The following is an 18,232-nucleotide window of genomic DNA, read 5'->3' on the forward strand; positions in this document are numbered from 1 at the left end:
CATCGCCATCCCGGTGTGTCACGCGCGACGACTAGGATGGCCTTACGGTGCAAGGGCAGTTCGGGCACCGTGGGGGTCCCGATCCGTCATCGGGCACCAGCCAAGGGGTCACCGGGTCGGTCTCTTCGGGGACACTCGGTGGAGGACCGCCGGCGCAGCAGTCAGGAGTGACGAATGTTCGAGAGGTTCACCGACCGCGCGAGGCGGGTGGTCGTCCTGGCCCAAGAAGAGGCCAGGATGCTCAACCACAACTACATCGGCACCGAGCACATCCTGCTCGGGCTGATCCACGAGGGCGAGGGCGTCGCCGCCAAGGCCCTCGAGTCGCTGGGGATCGCCCTCGAGGGCGTGCGCCAGCAGGTCGAGGAGATCATCGGCCAGGGCCAGCAGGCGCCCTCCGGCCACATCCCCTTCACCCCCCGCGCCAAGAAGGTGCTGGAGCTGTCGCTGCGCGAGGCGCTGCAGCTCGGGCACAACTACATCGGCACCGAGCACATCCTGCTCGGGCTCATCCGCGAGGGCGAGGGCGTCGCCGCCCAGGTGCTCGTCAAGCTCGGCGCGGACCTCAACCGTGTGCGCCAGCAGGTGCTGCAGCTGCTCTCGGGCTACCAGGGCAAGGAGCCCGCGGAGTCCGGCAGCCAGCGCGGCGAGGGCACCCCGTCGTCGTCCCTCGTGCTCGACCAGTTCGGTCGCAACCTCACCCAGTCGGCCCGCGAGGGCAAGCTGGACCCGGTCATCGGCCGGGAGAAGGAGATCGAGCGGGTCATGCAGGTCCTCTCCCGGAGGACCAAGAACAACCCGGTGCTCATCGGCGAGCCCGGCGTCGGCAAGACGGCCGTCGTCGAGGGCCTCGGCCAGGCCATCGTCAAGGGCGAGGTGCCCGAGACGCTGAAGGACAAGCAGCTCTACACCCTCGACCTCGGGTCGCTGGTCGCGGGCTCGCGCTACCGCGGTGACTTCGAGGAGCGCCTCAAGAAGGTCCTCAAGGAGATCCGCACCCGCGGCGACATCATCCTGTTCATCGACGAGCTCCACACGCTCGTCGGCGCGGGTGCCGCCGAGGGCGCGATCGACGCCGCGTCGATCCTCAAGCCGATGCTGGCCCGCGGCGAGCTGCAGACCATCGGCGCCACCACGCTCGACGAGTACCGCAAGCACGTCGAGAAGGACGCCGCGCTCGAGCGCCGCTTCCAGCCCATCCAGGTGGGGGAGCCCTCGGTGGCCCACTCCATCGAGATCCTCAAGGGGCTGCGCGACCGCTACGAGGCGCACCACCGCGTCTCCATCACCGACCCGGCGCTGGTCGCGGCGGCCACCCTGGCCGACCGCTACATCAACGACCGCTTCCTGCCGGACAAGGCCATCGACCTCATCGACGAGGCCGGCGCCCGCATGCGCATCCGCCGCATGACCGCGCCGCCGGACCTGCGCGAGTTCGACGAGAAGATCGCCGACGTCCGTCGCGAGAAGGAGTCCGCGATCGACGCGCAGGACTTCGAGAAGGCGGCGCGCCTGCGCGACGAGGAGAAGACCCTCATCGGGCAGAAGACCGAGCGCGAGAAGCAGTGGAAGTCCGGTGACCTCGACGTCGTCGCGGAGGTCGACGACGAGCAGATCGCCGAGGTGCTGGCCAACTGGACCGGCATCCCGGTGTTCAAGCTCACCGAGGAGGAGACCACCCGCCTGCTGCGCATGGAGGACGAGCTCCACAAGCGCATCATCGGGCAGGAGGACGCGGTCAAGGCCGTGTCGCAGTCGATGCGCCGGACGCGCGCCGGCCTCAAGGACCCGAAGCGTCCCTCGGGCTCGTTCATCTTCGCCGGCCCCTCGGGTGTCGGTAAGACCGAGCTCACCAAGGCGCTCGCGGAGTTCCTGTTCGGCGACGACGACGCCCTCGTCCAGATCGACATGGGCGAGTTCCACGACCGCTACACCGCCTCGCGCCTCTTCGGTGCGCCTCCCGGGTACGTCGGTTACGAGGAGGGCGGGCAGCTCACCGAGAAGGTGCGCCGCAAGCCGTTCTCGGTGGTCCTCTTCGACGAGATCGAGAAGGCCCACTCCGAGGTCTACAACACCCTGCTGCAGGTGCTGGAGGACGGCCGCCTGACCGACGGTCAGGGCCGCATCGTCGACTTCAAGAACACGGTCATCGTGTTCACGTCGAACCTCGGTACGCAGGACATCTCGAAGGCCGTCGGCCTCGGGTTCCAGTCCGGTCTCGACTCGGGCTCGAACTACGAGCGCATGAAGAACAAGGTCACGGACGAGCTCAAGAAGCACTTCCGTCCCGAGTTCCTCAACCGCATCGACGACATCATCGTGTTCCACCAGCTGCGCGAGGACGAGATCGTGCAGATGGTCGACCTGATGATCGGCCGCACCGAGAAGCAGCTGCAGAACAAGGACATGTCGATCGAGCTCACCGACGCCGCGAAGAAGCTGCTCGCCCAGCGCGGCTTCGACCCGGTGCTCGGCGCCCGGCCGCTGCGCCGCACCATCCAGCGCGAGATCGAGGACCAGCTCTCCGAGAAGATCCTCTTCGGCGAGATCGAGGCCGGTCAGATCGTGCTGGTCGACGTCGAGGGCTGGACGCCCGAGCCCGACGACAACGGGGTCACCAAGCCGGCCCCGGAGTCGGCCACCTTCACCTTCCGCGGTGAGGCCAAGCCGACCCCGGTGCCCGACACCCCCGAGGTCGCCGCGGCGGAGTGATCCACCGCTAGGACCCGCCCGTGGGTCGACAGAGCCCCGGTCCCCTCTCGAGGGGCCGGGGCTCCGTCGTGCCGACGGCGGGGTAGGGCAGCCCCTACCGGGGTCGAGGGCGCACTCCCTCGGATCACCGCACGGCGCGGGACAGGCTGGACCGGCACCGAGGACGTCGGCCCCCGCCCCGGAGGAATCCGTGAACCCCACGCAGCACGTGCCCATGGATCACCGCGCATCTGGGACTGTCCGTGATGCCCGATCCTCCGTTAGCGTGGCTCGCGACGAGCAGGCGTGGCGCAGGGTCACCCTGCGCAGCGGGGGGCCCGTGGGGGGTGGCAGCGTGCCGGAGACCCATCGCGGACCGTCACGCCCCGTGCCGCCGCGAGGTCGCCCCGGTCCGCCCCCCGGCCGTCCGGGCCCGCCGCCCGGCCCGCCCGTCCCGCCGCCCGGTCGCCCCGGGCCTCCGCCCGGCATGCCGGGTCGGACCTTCGCGCCCGGCGCACCCCCGCCGCCGCTCGGGCCCCGGGAGGACGAGAAGAAGCCGTGGTGGAAGCGGCAGCCGAAGGCCCCCCGGCCCGCACCGGCGCCGGCCCGTCCCCTGCGCGGCGCGCCTGCCGAGTCCGGCACCACGCTGATCTCGCTGTCGGAGCGCGGCTGGACGGGGTGGCTGACCGTGGGGCGGACGTGGCCCCTCACCGTCGCGGTCGCCCTCGTGGCGTTCCTCATGCGCGCGATCGGGCTCGCCCGCGCGAACGAGCTCTTCGTCGACGAGCTGCTCTACGCCCCGATCGGCAACTCGGTGGCCCAGGGCCACCTACCGACCTTCCAGGATCAGCCGTTCTTCCTGCACCCCATCGGGTCGTTCCTGCTCGACGCCGCGTTCATCAAGCTCTTCGGCCTCGGTGACCTCGGTCCGATCGACCTCGTCTACGGCCTGCGCTGGCTCATCGCGATCCTCGGCGCCGTCGTCGTGGTGCTCGCCTTCCGGCTCCTGCTGAAGGTCGTGCCGCTGCCGATCGCCCTCGGCGGTGCCGCCGTCCTCGCGTTCGACCCGTTCGTGCTGCGCAGCGACAGCCGCGTGATGCTCGAGACCCCGGGGACGATGTGGACCCTCGGCGCCTGGCTGCTCCTGCTCGGCGTCCTGACCAATCCGGCGAGCGAGCCGGTCCGCCGCTGGCGGGAGGTCGGTGTCGGGGTGGTGTTCGGCTTCGCGCTGGTCACCAAGGACATGACCGTCATCCAGATCCTCGTCCCGCTCGTCGCCGCGATCTTCTGGCGCCGGACCCTCTCCGCCGCGCAGGTCGGCCGAATCACGGTCGGGGCGCTCCTGCCCTACACGATCTTCGTGGTCGTCGTGGCGGCCAACGGCCAGCTGGGCGAGTGGCTCACGCAGAAGACCAGCGGCGTCCGCCGGATGATCGGTCTGGATCAGGTCACCGGCTTCAACTCGGTGCAGGTCAGCCTGGTCGACCGCCTGATCGCGGAGGTCGCGCGGTTCGGCACGAGCTACGTCCTGCTCGGGCTCTGCCTGGTCGCGGGCATCGGCACGGTCTTCGCCCGGCCGACCGGCCGTCGTCTGATGGGGCTGATCGGCGTCAGCACCGGGCTGTTCGGGGTCTACGCGTTCTCCGCCGGCGCCCTCGAGGAGCAGTTCGGCTACTACACGATCGTCATCTCCGTCGTCGTCTCGGCGACCGCCATCGCGGAGATCCGTGACCGCCGCCCGGCCCTGCACCGGCCGCTGATGGTCGCGGCGTCGGTGTTCATCGTCGCGACCGTCGTGCTCGGTGTCTCGGCCCGTCTCACGGTCGACGACGGGATGCCCCAGGCACGGGCCTTCATCGAGACCCAGCTGCCCCCGGACGCCCGCGTCGCCGTGACCGGCCCGGTCGGCGACTTCGCCTTCCTCCCGCGCGAGGGCTGGGGTCAGTGGGCCGACCTGCAGTCGATGCGCGACAACGGCGCGCAGTACGTCCTGACCCAGAACCGCATCCTCGAGCAGGGTTACGGCGCGGCCGCGCCGCAGACGCTGGTCTGGCTCCAGCAGCACGCGCAGCCCGTGTTCGTCGCCCACGGCCCGACCGGCGGGGACACCACGGTCTGGCGGCTCGACCCCGCGGAGGTCGACGCGGGTCTCGCCCGCGGGGAGAACGTCGCGCCCCTGCCGGACGTCGGGTGAGGCGTCGCCCGCGGCATCGCGGCTCGGCCGCCCGGGGGGCCCTCGCGGCGGCGGCCGCCCTCGCCCTCGTGCTGGTCCTCGGCGCCTGCTCCTCCGCGAGCCCGGACCCGCGCGGGGGCGGGCCCGCGTTCGGGACCCTGGCCTCGTCGTGCCGCCCGGACCGGGTCCCGGCGCTCCGGCAGGCCGGCGTCACCGTGGCCATGATCGACGTGCAGTGGGCGGCGGCCGAGCCCGAGGCGGGGGCGCCGGACCTCGGCTACCTGGCCGACGTCCGCGAGCGGGTCGCGACCTGCACCCGCGCCGGGATGCGGGTGGTGCTCGGGCTCGGGCTGGACAACGGGCCGGACTGGGTCCTCGAACGCCCCGGGGCCGCATTCGTCGACCAGTTCGGCGCCACCTCCCCACTCCGGGAACCCGACCTCGTCTTCGACGGCGCGGTCCGCGACGCTGCCGCCGGCTACCTGCGGGACCTCGCCGGCATCGTGGGGCTGGGCGACGTCGCGGCGATCCGGCTCAGCGCCGAGCTCGGCTACCCGGGCCCCTCCGGGGCGACGACGACGCAGTTCTGGGCTTTCGGGGACGTGCCCCAGGGCGGCCCAGGGCTCGCCGAGGGCGTCGAGCCCTCGCCGATGCCCGGGTGGCGCCCGTCGGAGCCGGACTGGCAGGGCGCCCCGATGACCGCGGAGCAGGTCGACGGCTGGTACGCGTGGTACACCCGCTCGCTCGCCGGCAGCGTCACGTGGGTGTCCGACACGCTGCGGTCGGTCGGCTTCACCGGCGACGTCCACGTGCCGCTGGCCGGGCGCGGGGTCCTGCCGCAGGACCGTGCTGCGGCGGTCGCCGGCGGGCTCGACGGCCGCGCCGATCCGGAGGGCGCACTCGGCTACGGGCTCGACTACCCGAGCATCTTCCGCACCTTCGCCGAGCACGACGCGCGGCTGCGCTCGCTGAGCCCGCCCTCACGTCTGGTCGTCGACTACACCGGGCTCGACGACGACACCGCCACGCGGGCCCGCGCCGCGTCACCGGGGCAGGAGACCTGCCGGCCGGGCGACACCCCGGAGTCGCTCGCGGAGGCCGGGCTGGACCGCGCCGCCGCGCAGCGCTGGACCATCGCGCTGGCCCGCTCGGTGGGGCTCCCGGTGGTGGCGGAGAACCCGGGGCCGCCCGGCCCGACCACGGGTGGTTCACGCTTCTCCGACAGTGAGGCCGAGCAGCTGGTGGCCGCCGCCCGCTACGCGCGCGACTGCGGGATCGACACGTTCTTCCTGGCCTTCGAGGACCAGCTCTTCGAGCCCGGCTCGGGGATCGACGTCCCCGCCTACGCGCGGGTGATCGCCGGTCAGCCCGCGTAGAGCCCGGCGAGGGCGTGGGCGACGCCGGCCATCTGCTCGCGCAGGGCCGTCGGGGCGAGGACCTCGACGTCGGCGCCCAGGGCCAGCAGCTCGGAGCGGGCGTGGGCGAGCGACTCGATCGGGATCACCGCGGTGACCCAGCCGTCGTCGTCGGTGGGCCAGGTGCCCTCCGCGAGGGCGCGGGCGGTGTGGGGGCGCAGGAGCACCGGGGCGAGCTCGAGCGCCCGCGGGGAGAACCGCACCGTCGCCTCCGCCTGGTAGAGCGCGTCCGTGAGCTCCTGGGTGCGCCGGTGCCAGTACTTCCACAGGTCGAAGTCCGCGGGCCGCTCGAAGCGCACGTCCAGGGTCTCGAGCTCGAGGATGCGCGCGACCCGGTACGTCCGCGGCTCGGCCGCCGCGTCGCCGTCGTGCGGGGACGCCACGAGGTACCAGGTGCCGGCCTTGAGGACGAGCCCGAGCGGCGCGAGCTCCCGCTCCACCTCGGGCTCGCGCCCGCCGGTGGCCCAGCGCCGGTAGCGCACGCGCAGCACGCGCTGGTTCCACACGGCGTCGGCGACGCCGGTGAGGGTGGGGACGTGGTCGGACTCGCGGAACCAGCCGGGGGCGTCGAGGTGGAAGCGCTCGGCAATGCGCCCGGCGCGGTCGGACAGCTCGCCGGGCAGCGCCGCCTGCACCTTGAGCTGCGCCGCGGCCAGCACCCGGCCGAGCCCGAGCTCGGCGGCCGCCTCGGGCATCCCCGAGAGCGCCAGCGCGTCGGCCTCCTCGGCGGTCATGCCGGTGAGGTGGGTCCGGTAGCCCTCGAGCAGCGAGTACCCGCCGTCGGGGCCGCGGTCGGCGTAGACGGGCACCCCGGAGGCCGAGAGGGCGTCCATGTCGCGGTAGATCGTGCGGATCGACACCTCGAGCTCGTCGGCGAGCTCGCGCGCGGTCACCCGGCCCCGGTTCTGGAGCAGGAGCAGCACGGAGAGCAGGCGGCTGGCGCGCACGCGTCAGTGGTACCCCATCCCTGACAGGCCCTGTCAGGCACGTCCCCCTTCCGGACCCACGCTTTCCACCGGTTGCTCGGGCTGCAGCTCGTCGGGGATGCCGTCGGCGTCGTCGTCGCGCAGGAGCGGGTCGCCCATCCCCGCCCGCGCGGCCTCGAGCTGGGCCGCGACGGCGACGCCGAGCAGCAGCGCGACGCCGGTGACGGTCGCCCACAGCAGGAGCGCCATGATCCCGGCCAGCGGCCCGTAGGTGTCGCTGAAGTCGCCCGACACCGCGACGTAGAGCGCGACGGCGCCGGACGCCGCCAGCCAGAGCAGCACGGTCAGCCCCGCCCCGAGCGCCAGCCACGACAACCCGGGCTGGTGCCGCCGCGGCGAGAACCGGAACAGCACGGTCACCGCGACGACCAGCGCGATCAGGCCGACCGGCCAGCGCAGCACGTCGAAGACGGTCTCCGCGGCGTCGCCCCAGCGGTAGACGTCCTCGACGGCGTCGCCGAGCGGGCCGCCGGCGATGATGAGGACGAGGCCGGCACCGAGCGCCGTGCCCGCGGTGAGCGTCAGCAGCGCGGCGCGGCCGTACTTGCGCAGGAACGGGCGGTCGCGCTCGGTGCCGTAGATGCGGTTGGTGCCGCGCTCGAGCTGCGCGATCGCGCTCGTCATGGCCAGGAACGCCGTCGTGAGTCCGAACGCGACGGCGAGCTCGCCGACGTTCTCGCTGGGGGAGTCCGCGGGCTCGCCGTCCTCCTCGGGCAGCTCGGCCGGACCCCGGGCGACGACGTCGGCGAGCAGCTGGTCACCCGCCCCGGGCGACACCGCGACGACGGTGCGCGCCACCACCTGCGCCACCGACTCCGCGCCGACCGCCGTGGCGAGCCCGCTGCCGGCGATGACGAGCGGGACGATCGCGAGCGCGAGCTGCAGCGCGAACCCGCGGGCGTGGCTGAACCCGTCGCCGTAGCGGAAGCGCATCAGGGCGTCGCGCAGGAGCGTCCGCAGCCCGACGCGCCGGGCGGTGTGCCAGGCGTCGTCGGCCGAGAGCGCGTCGCCGTCCATGTCCGTGGTGACGGGCACCGCGCGCACCGAGCTCACGGCGTCCATCTTGCCGTGTCACCCAGGAAAAACTCTCGGTCACCGGCAGAACGGATGAGCCACCCGTTCGGGCGTGCAACACCGCCGTGATTCATACTCCACGTGACCGCCAGTGTCGCAGTTCACCAGGGGAGCCCGAGATGACGTCCCTCCGATCCTTCGCCGCCGCCCTCGGCGCCACCGTGGCCCTGGGCCTCGCCCTGACGGGCTGCGGCTCGGGTCAGGGCTCCGCGCCCCCGTCGGTCGCACCGTCGGCGGCGCCCTCCGCGGCACCGTCCGCGAGCCCGTCCGCGGCGGCGTCGAGCGCCCCGGCGAGCACGCCGGCGTCCGCGCGCCCCCTCGCGCGCGTGTTCCCCGACGTCGACGGCGCCACCTGCCGGCCGGTGAGCCCGGCGGACGGCCTCGCCAACAGCGCGGGCGCCGCGCCCACCGAGGCCTACGTCTGCGACTACTCGAGCACGGCGCCCGGCGCGGTCGTCGCCTTCACGCAGTGGGGCGACGCCTCGGCGGCGCGGACCTGGTACGACGACACGACGCGCCTCGGGCCGCGCATCGAGGAGTTCGACACCTGGCAGGTCGGCGGCGTCGAGCAGGGCGCCCTGTACACCGCCCAGTACCAGGGCCGCGTCGTGTCCACCGGCATCTACGACGGCACGCCCTACGGCTGGGAGATCCGGACGGCGAACCTCGACCAGTCCAACCAGGTCTTCAACGCGCTCCGCTTCCAGCAGCGCACCGCGTTCGGATCCTGACCGGGGGTGTCAGCCTCGGTGCGGCACCCTGGGCCCATGGTGGAGACGCTGACCCGCGAGCAGGTCATGGCGCACCGCATCGCCGTGCAGGGCCTGCACCGCGACCGGACGCTGGAGCGGCTGTTCGCGCTCGGGGTCCAGGACTCGGGGCCGACCGCCCGGCTCGCCATCGCGGCGCGGTCGGACGGCGACCCCGATCCGGCGGCGCACGGGCTCGTCGACGGGTGGACGCACCGCGGCGCCCCGCACCACCACCCGCCCGGCGAGCTCAACGCCGTCGCCGCGGCCGCGCGGCCGTTCGGTGACGCCGACGCGGCCGCACGGCTGAACTGGAGCGGTCCCGAGCAGCGGCGCGTCGGCATCCCGGCCCGCGAGGCGATCGACCGAGCCGCCGACGCGCTCGCCGCGGTCGTCACCGAGCCGATCACGAAGGGCGCCGCGAGCACCGCGGTGACCCGGATGCTGCCCGACGCGCTGCTGCGCGAGTGCCGGGGTTGCGCGACGACGCACATCAACGAGCAGCTGATGCGGCTCTCGGCGCTGCCGGTCGGGGTCGGGCTGGACCCCACGCAGAAGACGCTGCTGCTGACGCCGCCGCCGGCCGGGTGGGAGCGGCCCGTGGAGGGCGACCCGGCGCGGGCGGCGCGGCTCGTGCTCGACTACCTGCGCCTCCACGGGCCGGCCGGCCCCCGCGAGGTCGCCGACTTCGTCGGCACCACCCCGACGGCGTTCGCCCCGGCCTGGGAGGCGGCGCTGCCGGGGTTGGCGGAGGTGGATCTGGGCGGCCGGCGGGCGTGGCTGCCCGCCGAGGACGTGCCGGCGGCGCTCGACGCCCCCGAGCCCGACGTGGTCCGTCTCCTGCCGCCCCTGGACCCGATCCTCCAGGCCCGCGACCGCGAGGTGCACGCGCCCGACGAGACCCTCCGCAAGGAGCTGTACAAGATCATCGGGAACCCGGGGGCGCTGCTGGCCGACGGCGAGATCGTCGGCACCTGGCGGCCCCGGGCGTCGGGGAAGAAGCTGACGCTGGAGCTGTCGCCGGTGGTGCCGCTCGCGCCCGACGTCCGTGCCCGCCTCGACGACGAGGCCGAGCGCGTCGCCGCCGCCCGGGGTCTGACCCTGGCCGGCCTGAAGGGGATCTAGAGCGCGGCGTCGATCGCCTCGAGCGTCGCGCGGGCGCCGGACGCGAGGGCGATGCCGCGGCCGTGGCGGACGTCGGGCTCGCGCACGTTGATCCGGATCAGCGCGCCCGAGGCGGCCGACGCGAGCTCAGCGTGGCGGCGCACCGTCGGCACGGCCGTGCCGGCGCCCAGCTCGAGCACGACCAGGCGGGCCGGGTCGAGCCCGCGCAGCCAGGCGCGGTGGGCCGCCATCGTGTCCGCGTGGTGGCCGGGCACCCAGGCGCCGTCGCCGAACATCAGGATGTTCGGCCGGGCCACGCGACCGCACCGCGGGCACGCGGGCAGGGGTGGCCGGGCGTGCATCGTGTCCTCGTCGACCACGACGTCGACGTCGTCGGCCGGCCACGTGCCGTCGTGGCACGGGCAGCTGCACTGCAGCATCCCGATCGCGCCGTGGCACTCGACGACGTCGTCGCCGGCGAAGCCCGACGCCTGGAACGCGCCGTCGACGTTGGACGTGAACACCCGCGTCGGCACCGCCTCGGACCAGCGGCGCAGCACCGCGAAGCCCGCGTGGGGCACGGTCCGCCGGTACAGCGCGAGGCGGTGCCCGTAGAAGCCCCAGGCCAGCTCGGGGTCGGCGTCGAAGTGCTCCGGGTCGGCGATCTCCTCGAAGCGCAACCCCAGCCGGCGGTAGGGCGGGTAGGCGCGCCAGAAGCCCTCGGGACCGCGGAAGTCGGGCAGGCCCGAGTCGACGCCCATGCCGGCCCCGGCGCAGACGAGCAGCGCCCCGGCGCCCGCTACGGCCTGCGCCGCGGCGGCGACGCCGGCGGGGTCGGGATCGCTCAGGAGCCCGCGCCGTCGACGCGCAGGACGAGGTCGAACTCCAGGAGGTCGGCCCCCGACGAGACGGGCTGCGCGCGCTCGCCGGCGTGCGCGGCCGCCGCGGCGCCCCCGTCGCGCCACGCGGCGAAGGCCTCCTCGGACTCCCACTTGGTGTAGACGAAGTACCGGGTGTCGCCGGAGGTCGGGCGGAGCAGCTCGTAGCCCAGGAAGCCGGGGGTGTCCTTGATCGACTCGCCGCGCGCGGCGAACCGCTTCTCGAGCTCGGGCCCGCTGCCCTCGGGGACGCTGATGGCGTTGATCTTCACGACGGCCATGGCCTCAGCCTACGTCGCCCGCCTCGCCCGGCAGCGCGAAGCGACCGTCCGCGAGCTGCTCGACGAGCCCGTCGACGAGCAGCGAGTCGAGGCACCGCGAGCGCTGCGCGGCGTCGGTGCGCCACGCCGCGTCGAGCGCCTCCGCGGCGACCGGACCGGGCGCGCCGCGCAGGACGTCGAGGAGCCGCCCGCGCACCTGGCGGTCGGTGCCCGCCCAGGTCTGCGCCCTGCGGACCGGGCCGTCCCAGGCCGGGCGACCGAGCCGCTGCCACGCGCAGCGGTCGAGGACCGGGCAGTCCGCGCACCGCGGCCCGCGCGCGATGCAGACGGTCGCGCCGAGCTCCATGAGCGCCGCCGACATCGTCGCGGCGTCGGTCTCGTCGACCGGCAGCAGCGCGTCGACGTCCGCGAGGTCGCGCGTCGCGGCGGCGCCGGCCTCGGCCCGGCCGTGGACGGCGCGGGCGACGACGCGCCGGACGTTGGTGTCGACCACCGGCACCCGCCGCCCGTGGGCGAACGCCGCGACCGCCCGGGCGGTGTACGTGCCGATACCGGGCAGCGCCTCGAGGGTCTCGACGTCGGCGGGGACGATGTCGCCGTGCTCGGCCGCGATCGCCTGCGCCGCGGCGTGCAGTCGCAGCGCGCGCCGCGGGTAGCCCAGCTTGCCCCAGGCCCGCAGCACGTCCGCGGCGGGCGCCGCGGCCATCGCCGACGGTCGGGGCCAGCGCTCGAGCCACGCCCGCCACGGCTCCTCCACCCGCGCGACCGGCGTCTGCTGCAGCATGATCTCCGAGACGAGGACGCCCCACGCCGTCGTCCCCGGGCGCCGCCACGGCAGGTCGCGGGCCTGCGCGCGGAACCACGGCACGAGGACCTCGGCGAGCGTGCTGGTGGGAGCGGCCATCGACCGCCGATCCTGCCGGGTGCGCCCGCCGTCGCCACCGTCGGGTGAAACGGGCCGTCCGCCGCGTGGTGGTCGATCGCTCAGGGCAAGCGCGACCCTACTTTCCGTGACGTGTGGGAGCCGGTCGGACCGCTTCCGCCGTCGGTCTACTGGCGGCGGCGGGCCGTCGCGCTCGGGGTCGTGGTCGCGCTCCTGGGCGGGGTGTGGGCCCTGGCCGGGCTGGGCGGCGGGCCCGAGACGGTCGACGCCCGTGCCCGCGCGGCCGCGCTCGCGGGCCCGGAGACGACCTCCCCGCCGTCCGGTGAGCCGGCGAGCAGCACCCCCGGACCGATCGCGGCCGCCCTGCCGTCGGTGCTGCCCTCCGTGCCGCCCGCGGGGCCCTCCGACACCCCGGCGCCGGTCCTCCCGCCCGGCGGCGCCCCCGCGCTCTCCCCGGCCCCCGACGGCGCGCTGTTCGCGCCCCCGGGCGGCGGGAACGCCTTCCTGCCCCCCGGCGTCCCGACGGGCTCCGCGGGGCCGCTGCTCGCCACCCCCACCACGCCACCGGCACTCCCGTCCGAGAGCACGCCCCCGGCCGGCACCAGCACCAGCACCGAGCCCACACCGGCGGCCGGCCCCGAGCCCGCGCCGCCCGGGCCCTGCGCCGACGGCGACCTGCGCGTCACCGCGCGCACCGACGCGCCGACGTATGCGGCCGGCGTCAAGCCCGTGCTCAGCCTGGTGGTCACCAACGCCGGCGCCGCGCCGTGCGTGCGCGACCTCGACGCCGCCAAGCAGGCCGTCGCCGTGGTGGTCCGGCCGGGCGAGGGCCTGTGGGGCAGCAACGACTGCTCCCCGGGCGACACCGACGACGTCCGCACCCTCGCCCCGGGCGAGGAGGCGGTGTTCTCGGTGCGGTGGTCGGGCCGGACCTCGGCGCCCGGCTGCACGGGCGAGCGCACCACCGTGCCGCCCGGCACCTACCAGCTCCTCGCGCGCCTCGACGGGATCGTCAGCGAGCCGGCGTCGTTCACCCTCGAGGGCTGACCTCCCGCCTACTTCCCGACCAGCCCCGTGCGCAGGAGGGCCTCGTGGACGTCGTCGGTGGGGGCGGCCGTGAGCCCCCGCGGCGTGGTGACGTCGCCCGGCGGCACGATCGCGCGGCTGATGCCGAGCCGCCCGGCCTCGGCGAGGCGGCGCTCGAGCGCGACGACGCGGCGCACCTCGCCGCCCAGCCCCACCTCGCCGACGGCGACCAGCCCGGCCTGCACCGCCTGGTTGTGGAACGCTGAGGTGATGGCGATGGCCACCGCGAGGTCGGCGGACGGCTCGCGCAGCTTCATGCCGCCGACCGTGGCGACGAACACGTCCTTGTCGTAGAGCCGTAGCCCGCAACGCTCCTGGAGCACCGCGACGATCTTCGCGACGCGACCGGCGTCGAGGTCGGACACCACGCGGCGCGGCGCCGTGTCGGTGGGACGCTGGGCCACCAGGGCCTGGACCTCGGCCATCATCGGCCGCTTGCCCTCCATGGCCACCGTGACGGCCTGCCCGGCCACGGGGCGCTCGAGCCCGCCGGTGAACAGGCCCGACGGGTCGGTGACCTCGGCGATCCCGCGGTCGTTCATCTCGAAGCAGCCGACCTCGTCGGTGGCGCCGAAGCGGTTCTTCAGCCCGCGCACCAGACGCAGCGGGGAGTGGCGCTCGCCCTCGAACGACAGGACGACGTCCACGAGGTGCTCGAGCGTCCGCGGGCCGGCCACCGCGCCGTCCTTGGTGACGTGGCCGATGAGCACCACCGGCAGGTCGCGCTGCTTGGCCAGGGCGACGAGCGCCGACGTGACCGTGCGGACCTGGGAGACGCCGCCGGGCGAGCCCTCGGCCGTCGCGGTGCCGACCGTCTGCACCGAGTCGACCACCAGCAGCTCCGGGTCGACCGCCTCGACGTGGGCGGCGACCTCCTCGAGATCACCGGTGGCCGACAGGAACAGGTGCGGCGCCAGCCCGCCGGTGCGCTCGGCCCGCAGCCGGACCTGGCCCGCCGACTCCTCACCCGTGACGTACAGCACGGTGGCGCCGTCGCGGGCGCGGCGGGCGGCGACCTCCAGCAGCAGCGTGGACTTGCCCACCCCCGGCTCGCCGGCCAGCAGCACCACGACGCCGGGCACGAGGCCGCCGCCGAGCACGCGGTCGAGCTCGCCCACCCCGGTGGGCCGCGCCGTCGCCGTCTCGAGGCCGACCTCGATGATGGCCCGGACGGGACTGGACGGGCGGGCGGACGCCACGGGGGCGACGCCGGGGCGACCGGCGCGCGCCGGACCGAGGTCGGGTGCCTCCTCGACCGTGCCCCACCCCCCGCAGTCGGGACAGCGCCCGACCCACTTCGCGGCGACGTGGCCGCAGGCGGTGCACTCGAAGCGGCTGGCGCGGGCACGTGACGGCACGGGGAGGACGGTAGGCCCGACCCCCGACAGCCCCGCGGACCATCCCGCGGGACGCCCCGTGGACTAACCCTGCGAGGGACCCGCCCCGACGACGATGACGGGCAACGTGATGGAGCCCGCGCGCTCGAACGTGAAGGTCACGGCGTAGGTCGGCCCGGGACGCATCTGCTGCGTGGTGCCGGTGAGGACCACGCGGGCGCTGGCCGACTGGCGGGTATCGAGGTTCGCCGGCCCGACCGGCGCCGGCGCGGCGCCCACGATGCGCAGCACGTTGTTGTTCGGGATGACCGTCTCGCCCTCCTGGCGGAAGCCGGTCGCGTACGGCGTCGAGACGGCGACGAGGCGGTCGGGCGTGCCGCCCTCGTTGACGAGCGAGCCGCGCAGGGCGATCTCCGCGCCCGAGGGCACGGTCTCGGCCGGCCCGGAGTCCAGCGAGATGTCGCGCAGCGACATCGCCCCCACCTGGCCGAACGCGCCGGCCGCCTGGGAGACGATCGTGTCGGTCTGCGTGACGGTGCCGGCGCTGCAGCCCGCGAGGGCGAGGGCCGCGGTCAGCAGGGTCGCGACGACGATCCCCGGTCGGGGTCCGCGCGGGCGGCGACTCATGATCGCTGGCGTCCTCTCGGGTGGGGGAGACTCTCGACGGCAGCGACACCCTAGTACCCGGGACGTCACCCGGCCGTCCGGGAGGACGCCGTGACCTCGGCAAGCACGCATCCGGGCGGATTGTCAAGTCCCTGACCTGCGAAGACGGTCGAATCCCCTGCAATGCCCGTGCGTCGGACGTGTTAACCTCGTAGGAGCGAAAGGGGCTCGGGACACATGGTTTTCAAGGTCGGCGAGACCGTCGTCTACCCGCACCACGGTGCCGCTCTCATCGAGGCCATCGAGACCAGGACGATCAAGGGCGAGGAGAAGAAGTACCTCGTCCTCAAGGTTGCGCAGGGCGACCTGACCGTCCGGGTCCCCGCGGACAACGCCGAGATCGTCGGCGTCCGCGACGTGGTGGGCCAGGAGGGGCTGGATCGGGTGTTCGAGGTGCTGCGTGCGCCGCACACCGAGGAGCCGACGAACTGGTCGCGCCGGTACAAGGCGAACCTCGAGAAGCTCGCCTCCGGCGACGTGAACAAGGTGGCCGAGGTCGTGCGCGACCTGTGGCGCCGGGAGAAGGACCGCGGCCTGTCCGCGGGTGAGAAGCGCATGCTGGCGAAGGCGCGGCAGATACTGGTCAGCGAGCTGGCGCTGGCGGAGGGCACCGACGAGGTGGCCGCCGAGTCGCTGCTCGACCAGGTCCTCGCGTCCTGACCCAGCGGTCCGCGGTGACGCGGTGAGCGTCGTCGCGATCGTGCCCGCGGCGGGCCGGGGCGAACGTCTCGGCCTCGGCCTGCCCAAGGCGCTGGCGCTGGTCGGCGGGCTGACGATGGTTGCCCGCGCCGTCGACGGCCTCGTCGAGGGCGGGGTGGACCACGTGGTCGTCGCCGCCCCACCGGGCGACGAGGACACCGTGCGTGCTGCGCTCGCGCACCGGGCCGTGCAGGTGGTGCCCGGCGCCGACGACCGCGTCGGCTCGGTCGACGCGGCCCTCGCGGCGCTGCCCGCCGGGACCGAGGTGGTGCTGGTGCACGACGCCGCCCGGTGCCTGTGCCCGCCCGCGGTGGTGCGCGCGGTCGTCGACGCCGTCCGTGCGGGGCACCGCGCCGTCGTGCCGGCCACGGCCGTCGCCGACACCCTCAAGCGCACCGATCCCGCGGGTGTGGTGACGGCCACCGTCGACCGCCGCGGCCTGGCGGCCGTGCAGACCCCCCAGGGCTTCGACGTGGCCACGCTGCGGGCGGCGCACGAACGTGCCCGGGCGCACCGTGCGGCCGGCGAGCCGGTGACGGCCACCGACGACGCGGGGCTCGCCGAGGCGATGGGCGTGAGCGTCGCCACGGTGCCGGGCGACCCGCGCGCGTTCAAGGTGACCACGCCGCTCGACCTGGCCATGGCGGAGGCGCTGGTGACGGCGGGCCCGGCGTGAGGGTCGGGATCGGCACGGACGTCCACCCGATCGGGCCGGGCGTCCCGTGCTGGGTGGCGGGCCTGCTCTGGGAGGGCGTGGACGGTTGCGCCGGGCACTCCGACGGCGACGTCGCCGCGCACGCCCTGTGCGACGCGGTGCTGTCCGCGGCCGGCCTCGGTGACCTGGGGGCGGTGTTCGGCACCGGTCGGCCCGAGTGGGCCGGGGCCGCCGGCGCGCAGCTCCTGGGCGAGGTGCGGACGCTCGTCGCGGCCGAGGGCTGGGCGCTGGGCAACGCGGCGGTCCAGGTGATCGGCAACGCGCCCAAGATCGGCACCCGGCGGGACGAGGCGCAGGCGGTGCTGTCGGAGGCCCTGGGCGGCCCCGTCGCGGTCTCCGGCACGACCTCGGACGGCCTCGGGCTCACCGGCCGCGGCGAGGGCCTCGCGGCCGTGGCGACCGCGCTCCTCGTGCCCGCCTGACTTCCGCGAAACGGCACCCACCGCGCGCGAGGGCTTCCTAGGCTCCGCGCGAGGGGAGGTGGCGAGTGTTCGAGACGCACTGGTTCGCGGTTCCCCATCAGGAGATCTACGCGCAGGTCAACGGCGGTGGCCCGGTCAGCGGCGTGCCCGGCGACGGGTTCGTCGACGGGGGCCAGGCGTGGCACCGGCTCGTGGGCCGCATGCAGGACGTCGCCGACGCGGTCGACGCCGCCGGGGCGGGTCTCCGCTCCCACTGGCAGGGGCAGGCCGCGGACGCCGCCGGCGCGGCGGTCCACCCGCTGTCGCCCTGGGTCGACCAGGCCCGCGGCCTGGCCAACGCCGTGGGCAGCGTCTCCCACGAGCAGGCGCAGAACCTCGAGCAGGTCCGCTCGGCCATCCCGGCGCCGCGTCCACCCCTGCCCACCGGGCTGGGCTGGGGCGACGTCTTCAGCAGCATGGGCCCGTTGGGTGGCGACTACCAGCAGGAAGCCATGCGGCAGGCGAACGACCAGAGCGACGCCCAGGAGACGATGGACCGCTACCAGGGCTTCAGCCGCGACCGCATGACGACGCTGCCGCAGTTCGCGGGCCCGTCGGGGTCGGCGATCGCCCCGGTGGCCCCGGGCACGGGCGACGGTCCCGGTGCCGGTGGTGCGGGCGGCGGCGCGGCGGGCGCCGGCCCGGTGCCGGGCGGCGTCGAGGACGGCGGGACGGGCGGCGGGACGGGCGGCGGGACGGGCGGCGGTGGCGGAACGGGTGCCGGTGGTGCCGCGAGCCCGGTCCCGCCCCTCGACGGCGGTGGAGGCAGTGGAGGTAGTGGAGGCGGGGGTGGGAGCGCCGACGGCGGTGCGGGGGACGCGGGGTCGGGAGCCCGGCCCGACACCGGCCACCCGAGCGTGCCCGACGCCCCGCCGTCGTCGACCACCACGGCCGGCAGCGCCCCGGCCGTCCCGGCCACGCCACCCGGCACCGCCGGCGGCGAGCCCGGCGCCCGCGCTGTCGTGCCCCCGGGCGGGGGCACCGGCGGTGGCACCGGGTTCCTGCCGCCCGTCGGGGCGGTGCCGGGTGCCGCG

General features: G+C 75.1%; 17 protein-coding genes. 10 read left to right on the forward strand and 7 right to left on the reverse strand.

All coding sequences use genetic code 11. The features are described 5' to 3' along the window. The first annotated feature begins 174 nt into the window (after positions 1-174). The 3 genes from ABD994_RS26940 to ABD994_RS26950 all read left to right on the forward strand — a co-directional run bounded on the left by ABD994_RS26940 (position 175) and on the right by ABD994_RS26950 (position 6,240). The gene (locus ABD994_RS26940) at positions 175-2,712 is read left to right on the forward strand and encodes an ATP-dependent Clp protease ATP-binding subunit (RefSeq protein WP_345423136.1); all 2,538 of its coding nucleotides are present in this window, start codon (positions 175-177) and stop codon (positions 2,710-2,712) included. Between the two features lie 466 nt (positions 2,713-3,178). After that, positions 3,179-4,885, forward strand: coding sequence for an ArnT family glycosyltransferase (locus ABD994_RS26945; RefSeq protein ID WP_345423138.1), 1,707 nt, complete (start codon positions 3,179-3,181; stop codon positions 4,883-4,885). Continuing rightward, positions 4,882-6,240 (forward strand): hypothetical protein, encoded by a 1,359-nt coding sequence (locus tag ABD994_RS26950; protein WP_345423139.1) that lies wholly within the window; start codon positions 4,882-4,884, stop codon positions 6,238-6,240. The genes ABD994_RS26945 and ABD994_RS26950 overlap by 4 nt, the downstream gene beginning before the upstream one ends. On the opposite strand, the gene ABD994_RS26955 is transcribed toward ABD994_RS26950, so the two are convergent. Together ABD994_RS26955 and ABD994_RS26960 are read right to left on the reverse strand one after the other, a co-directional pair. Next, on the reverse strand, positions 6,228-7,226 hold the full coding sequence (locus ABD994_RS26955; protein ID WP_345423142.1) for a helix-turn-helix transcriptional regulator: 999 nt from the start codon (positions 7,224-7,226) through the stop codon (positions 6,228-6,230). The genes ABD994_RS26950 and ABD994_RS26955 overlap by 13 nt on opposite strands. A 33-nt stretch (positions 7,227-7,259) precedes the next feature. Further along, on the reverse strand, positions 7,260-8,318 hold the full coding sequence (locus ABD994_RS26960) for a YihY/virulence factor BrkB family protein (RefSeq protein ID WP_345423145.1): 1,059 nt from the start codon (positions 8,316-8,318) through the stop codon (positions 7,260-7,262). Positions 8,319-8,458: 140 nt separating this feature from the next. On the opposite strand from ABD994_RS26960, the gene ABD994_RS26965 reads away from it, so the two are divergent. Next, positions 8,459-9,070 (forward strand): hypothetical protein, encoded by a 612-nt coding sequence (locus ABD994_RS26965; RefSeq protein WP_345423148.1) that lies wholly within the window; start codon positions 8,459-8,461, stop codon positions 9,068-9,070. Positions 9,071-9,106: 36 nt separating this feature from the next. Beyond that, complete coding sequence (locus tag ABD994_RS26970; RefSeq protein ID WP_345423151.1) at positions 9,107-10,213, forward strand: winged helix DNA-binding domain-containing protein; 1,107 nt, start codon at positions 9,107-9,109, stop codon at positions 10,211-10,213. On the opposite strand, the gene ABD994_RS26975 is transcribed toward ABD994_RS26970, so the two are convergent. The 3 genes from ABD994_RS26975 to ABD994_RS26985 all read right to left on the reverse strand — a co-directional run bounded on the left by ABD994_RS26975 (position 10,210) and on the right by ABD994_RS26985 (position 12,255). Beyond that, the gene (locus tag ABD994_RS26975) at positions 10,210-10,953 is read right to left on the reverse strand and encodes an SIR2 family NAD-dependent protein deacylase (RefSeq protein ID WP_345423154.1); all 744 of its coding nucleotides are present in this window, start codon (positions 10,951-10,953) and stop codon (positions 10,210-10,212) included. The two genes, ABD994_RS26970 and ABD994_RS26975, sit on opposite strands and share 4 nt — an antisense overlap. Positions 10,954-11,036: 83 nt before the next feature. After that, the gene (locus ABD994_RS26980) at positions 11,037-11,351 is read right to left on the reverse strand and encodes an antibiotic biosynthesis monooxygenase family protein (protein ID WP_345423157.1); all 315 of its coding nucleotides are present in this window, start codon (positions 11,349-11,351) and stop codon (positions 11,037-11,039) included. 4 nt (positions 11,352-11,355) lie between these two features. Next, entirely contained in the window at positions 11,356-12,255 is a 900-nt protein-coding gene (locus ABD994_RS26985; RefSeq protein ID WP_345423160.1) for an HhH-GPD family protein, read from the reverse strand. 111 nt (positions 12,256-12,366) lie between these two features. Here ABD994_RS26985 and ABD994_RS26990 point away from each other — a divergent pair, with 111 nt between their 5' ends. After that, positions 12,367-13,281, forward strand: coding sequence for a hypothetical protein (locus ABD994_RS26990; protein WP_345423162.1), 915 nt, complete (start codon positions 12,367-12,369; stop codon positions 13,279-13,281). 8 nt (positions 13,282-13,289) lie between these two features. On the opposite strand, the gene radA is transcribed toward ABD994_RS26990, so the two are convergent. After that, complete coding sequence (radA, locus tag ABD994_RS26995) at positions 13,290-14,678, reverse strand: DNA repair protein RadA (protein WP_345423164.1); 1,389 nt, start codon at positions 14,676-14,678, stop codon at positions 13,290-13,292. Between the two features lie 63 nt (positions 14,679-14,741). Next, complete coding sequence (locus tag ABD994_RS27000) at positions 14,742-15,284, reverse strand: copper chaperone PCu(A)C domain-containing protein (RefSeq protein ID WP_345423166.1); 543 nt, start codon at positions 15,282-15,284, stop codon at positions 14,742-14,744. A 216-nt stretch (positions 15,285-15,500) separates the two neighbouring features. On the opposite strand from ABD994_RS27000, the gene ABD994_RS27005 reads away from it, so the two are divergent. The 4 genes from ABD994_RS27005 to ABD994_RS27020 all read left to right on the forward strand — a co-directional run. Further along, positions 15,501-15,983, forward strand: a complete 483-nt coding sequence (locus tag ABD994_RS27005; RefSeq protein ID WP_116707106.1) for a CarD family transcriptional regulator — start codon at positions 15,501-15,503, stop codon at positions 15,981-15,983. A 22-nt stretch (positions 15,984-16,005) separates the two neighbouring features. After that, on the forward strand, positions 16,006-16,698 hold the full coding sequence (gene ispD, locus ABD994_RS27010) for a 2-C-methyl-D-erythritol 4-phosphate cytidylyltransferase (RefSeq protein ID WP_345423168.1): 693 nt from the start codon (positions 16,006-16,008) through the stop codon (positions 16,696-16,698). Then, on the forward strand, positions 16,695-17,159 hold the full coding sequence (ispF, locus tag ABD994_RS27015) for a 2-C-methyl-D-erythritol 2,4-cyclodiphosphate synthase (protein WP_345423170.1): 465 nt from the start codon (positions 16,695-16,697) through the stop codon (positions 17,157-17,159). Before ispD ends, ispF begins: the two co-directional genes overlap by 4 nt. Positions 17,160-17,224: 65 nt before the next feature. Next, the coding region (locus tag ABD994_RS27020; RefSeq protein WP_345423173.1) for a PPE domain-containing protein at positions 17,225-18,232 on the forward strand (1,008 nt) is incomplete at its 3' end.

The sequence above is a fragment of the Actinomycetospora chlora genome (assembly GCF_039542135.1).
In the GTDB taxonomy this organism is placed as follows: domain Bacteria; phylum Actinomycetota; class Actinomycetes; order Mycobacteriales; family Pseudonocardiaceae; genus Actinomycetospora; species Actinomycetospora chlora.

Excerpts from the sequence above, each read along its gene's own strand:
- ABD994_RS27000 (WP_345423166.1), bottom strand. The coding sequence starts at position 15,284 with ATGAGTCGCCGCCCGCGCGGACCCCGACCGGGGATCGTCGTCGCGACC.
- ABD994_RS26980 (WP_345423157.1), bottom strand. The coding sequence starts at position 11,351 with ATGGCCGTCGTGAAGATCAACGCCATCAGCGTCCCCGAGGGCAGCGGG.
- ABD994_RS27005 (WP_116707106.1), top strand. The coding sequence starts at position 15,501 with ATGGTTTTCAAGGTCGGCGAGACCGTCGTCTACCCGCACCACGGTGCC.
- ABD994_RS26965 (WP_345423148.1), top strand. The coding sequence starts at position 8,459 with ATGACGTCCCTCCGATCCTTCGCCGCCGCCCTCGGCGCCACCGTGGCC.
- ABD994_RS26945 (WP_345423138.1), top strand. The coding sequence starts at position 3,179 with ATGCCGGGTCGGACCTTCGCGCCCGGCGCACCCCCGCCGCCGCTCGGG.
- ABD994_RS26985 (WP_345423160.1), bottom strand. The coding sequence starts at position 12,255 with ATGGCCGCTCCCACCAGCACGCTCGCCGAGGTCCTCGTGCCGTGGTTC.
- ABD994_RS26940 (WP_345423136.1), top strand. The coding sequence starts at position 175 with ATGTTCGAGAGGTTCACCGACCGCGCGAGGCGGGTGGTCGTCCTGGCC.
- ABD994_RS26970 (WP_345423151.1), top strand. The coding sequence starts at position 9,107 with ATGGTGGAGACGCTGACCCGCGAGCAGGTCATGGCGCACCGCATCGCC.
- ABD994_RS26975 (WP_345423154.1), bottom strand. The coding sequence starts at position 10,953 with ATGGGCGTCGACTCGGGCCTGCCCGACTTCCGCGGTCCCGAGGGCTTC.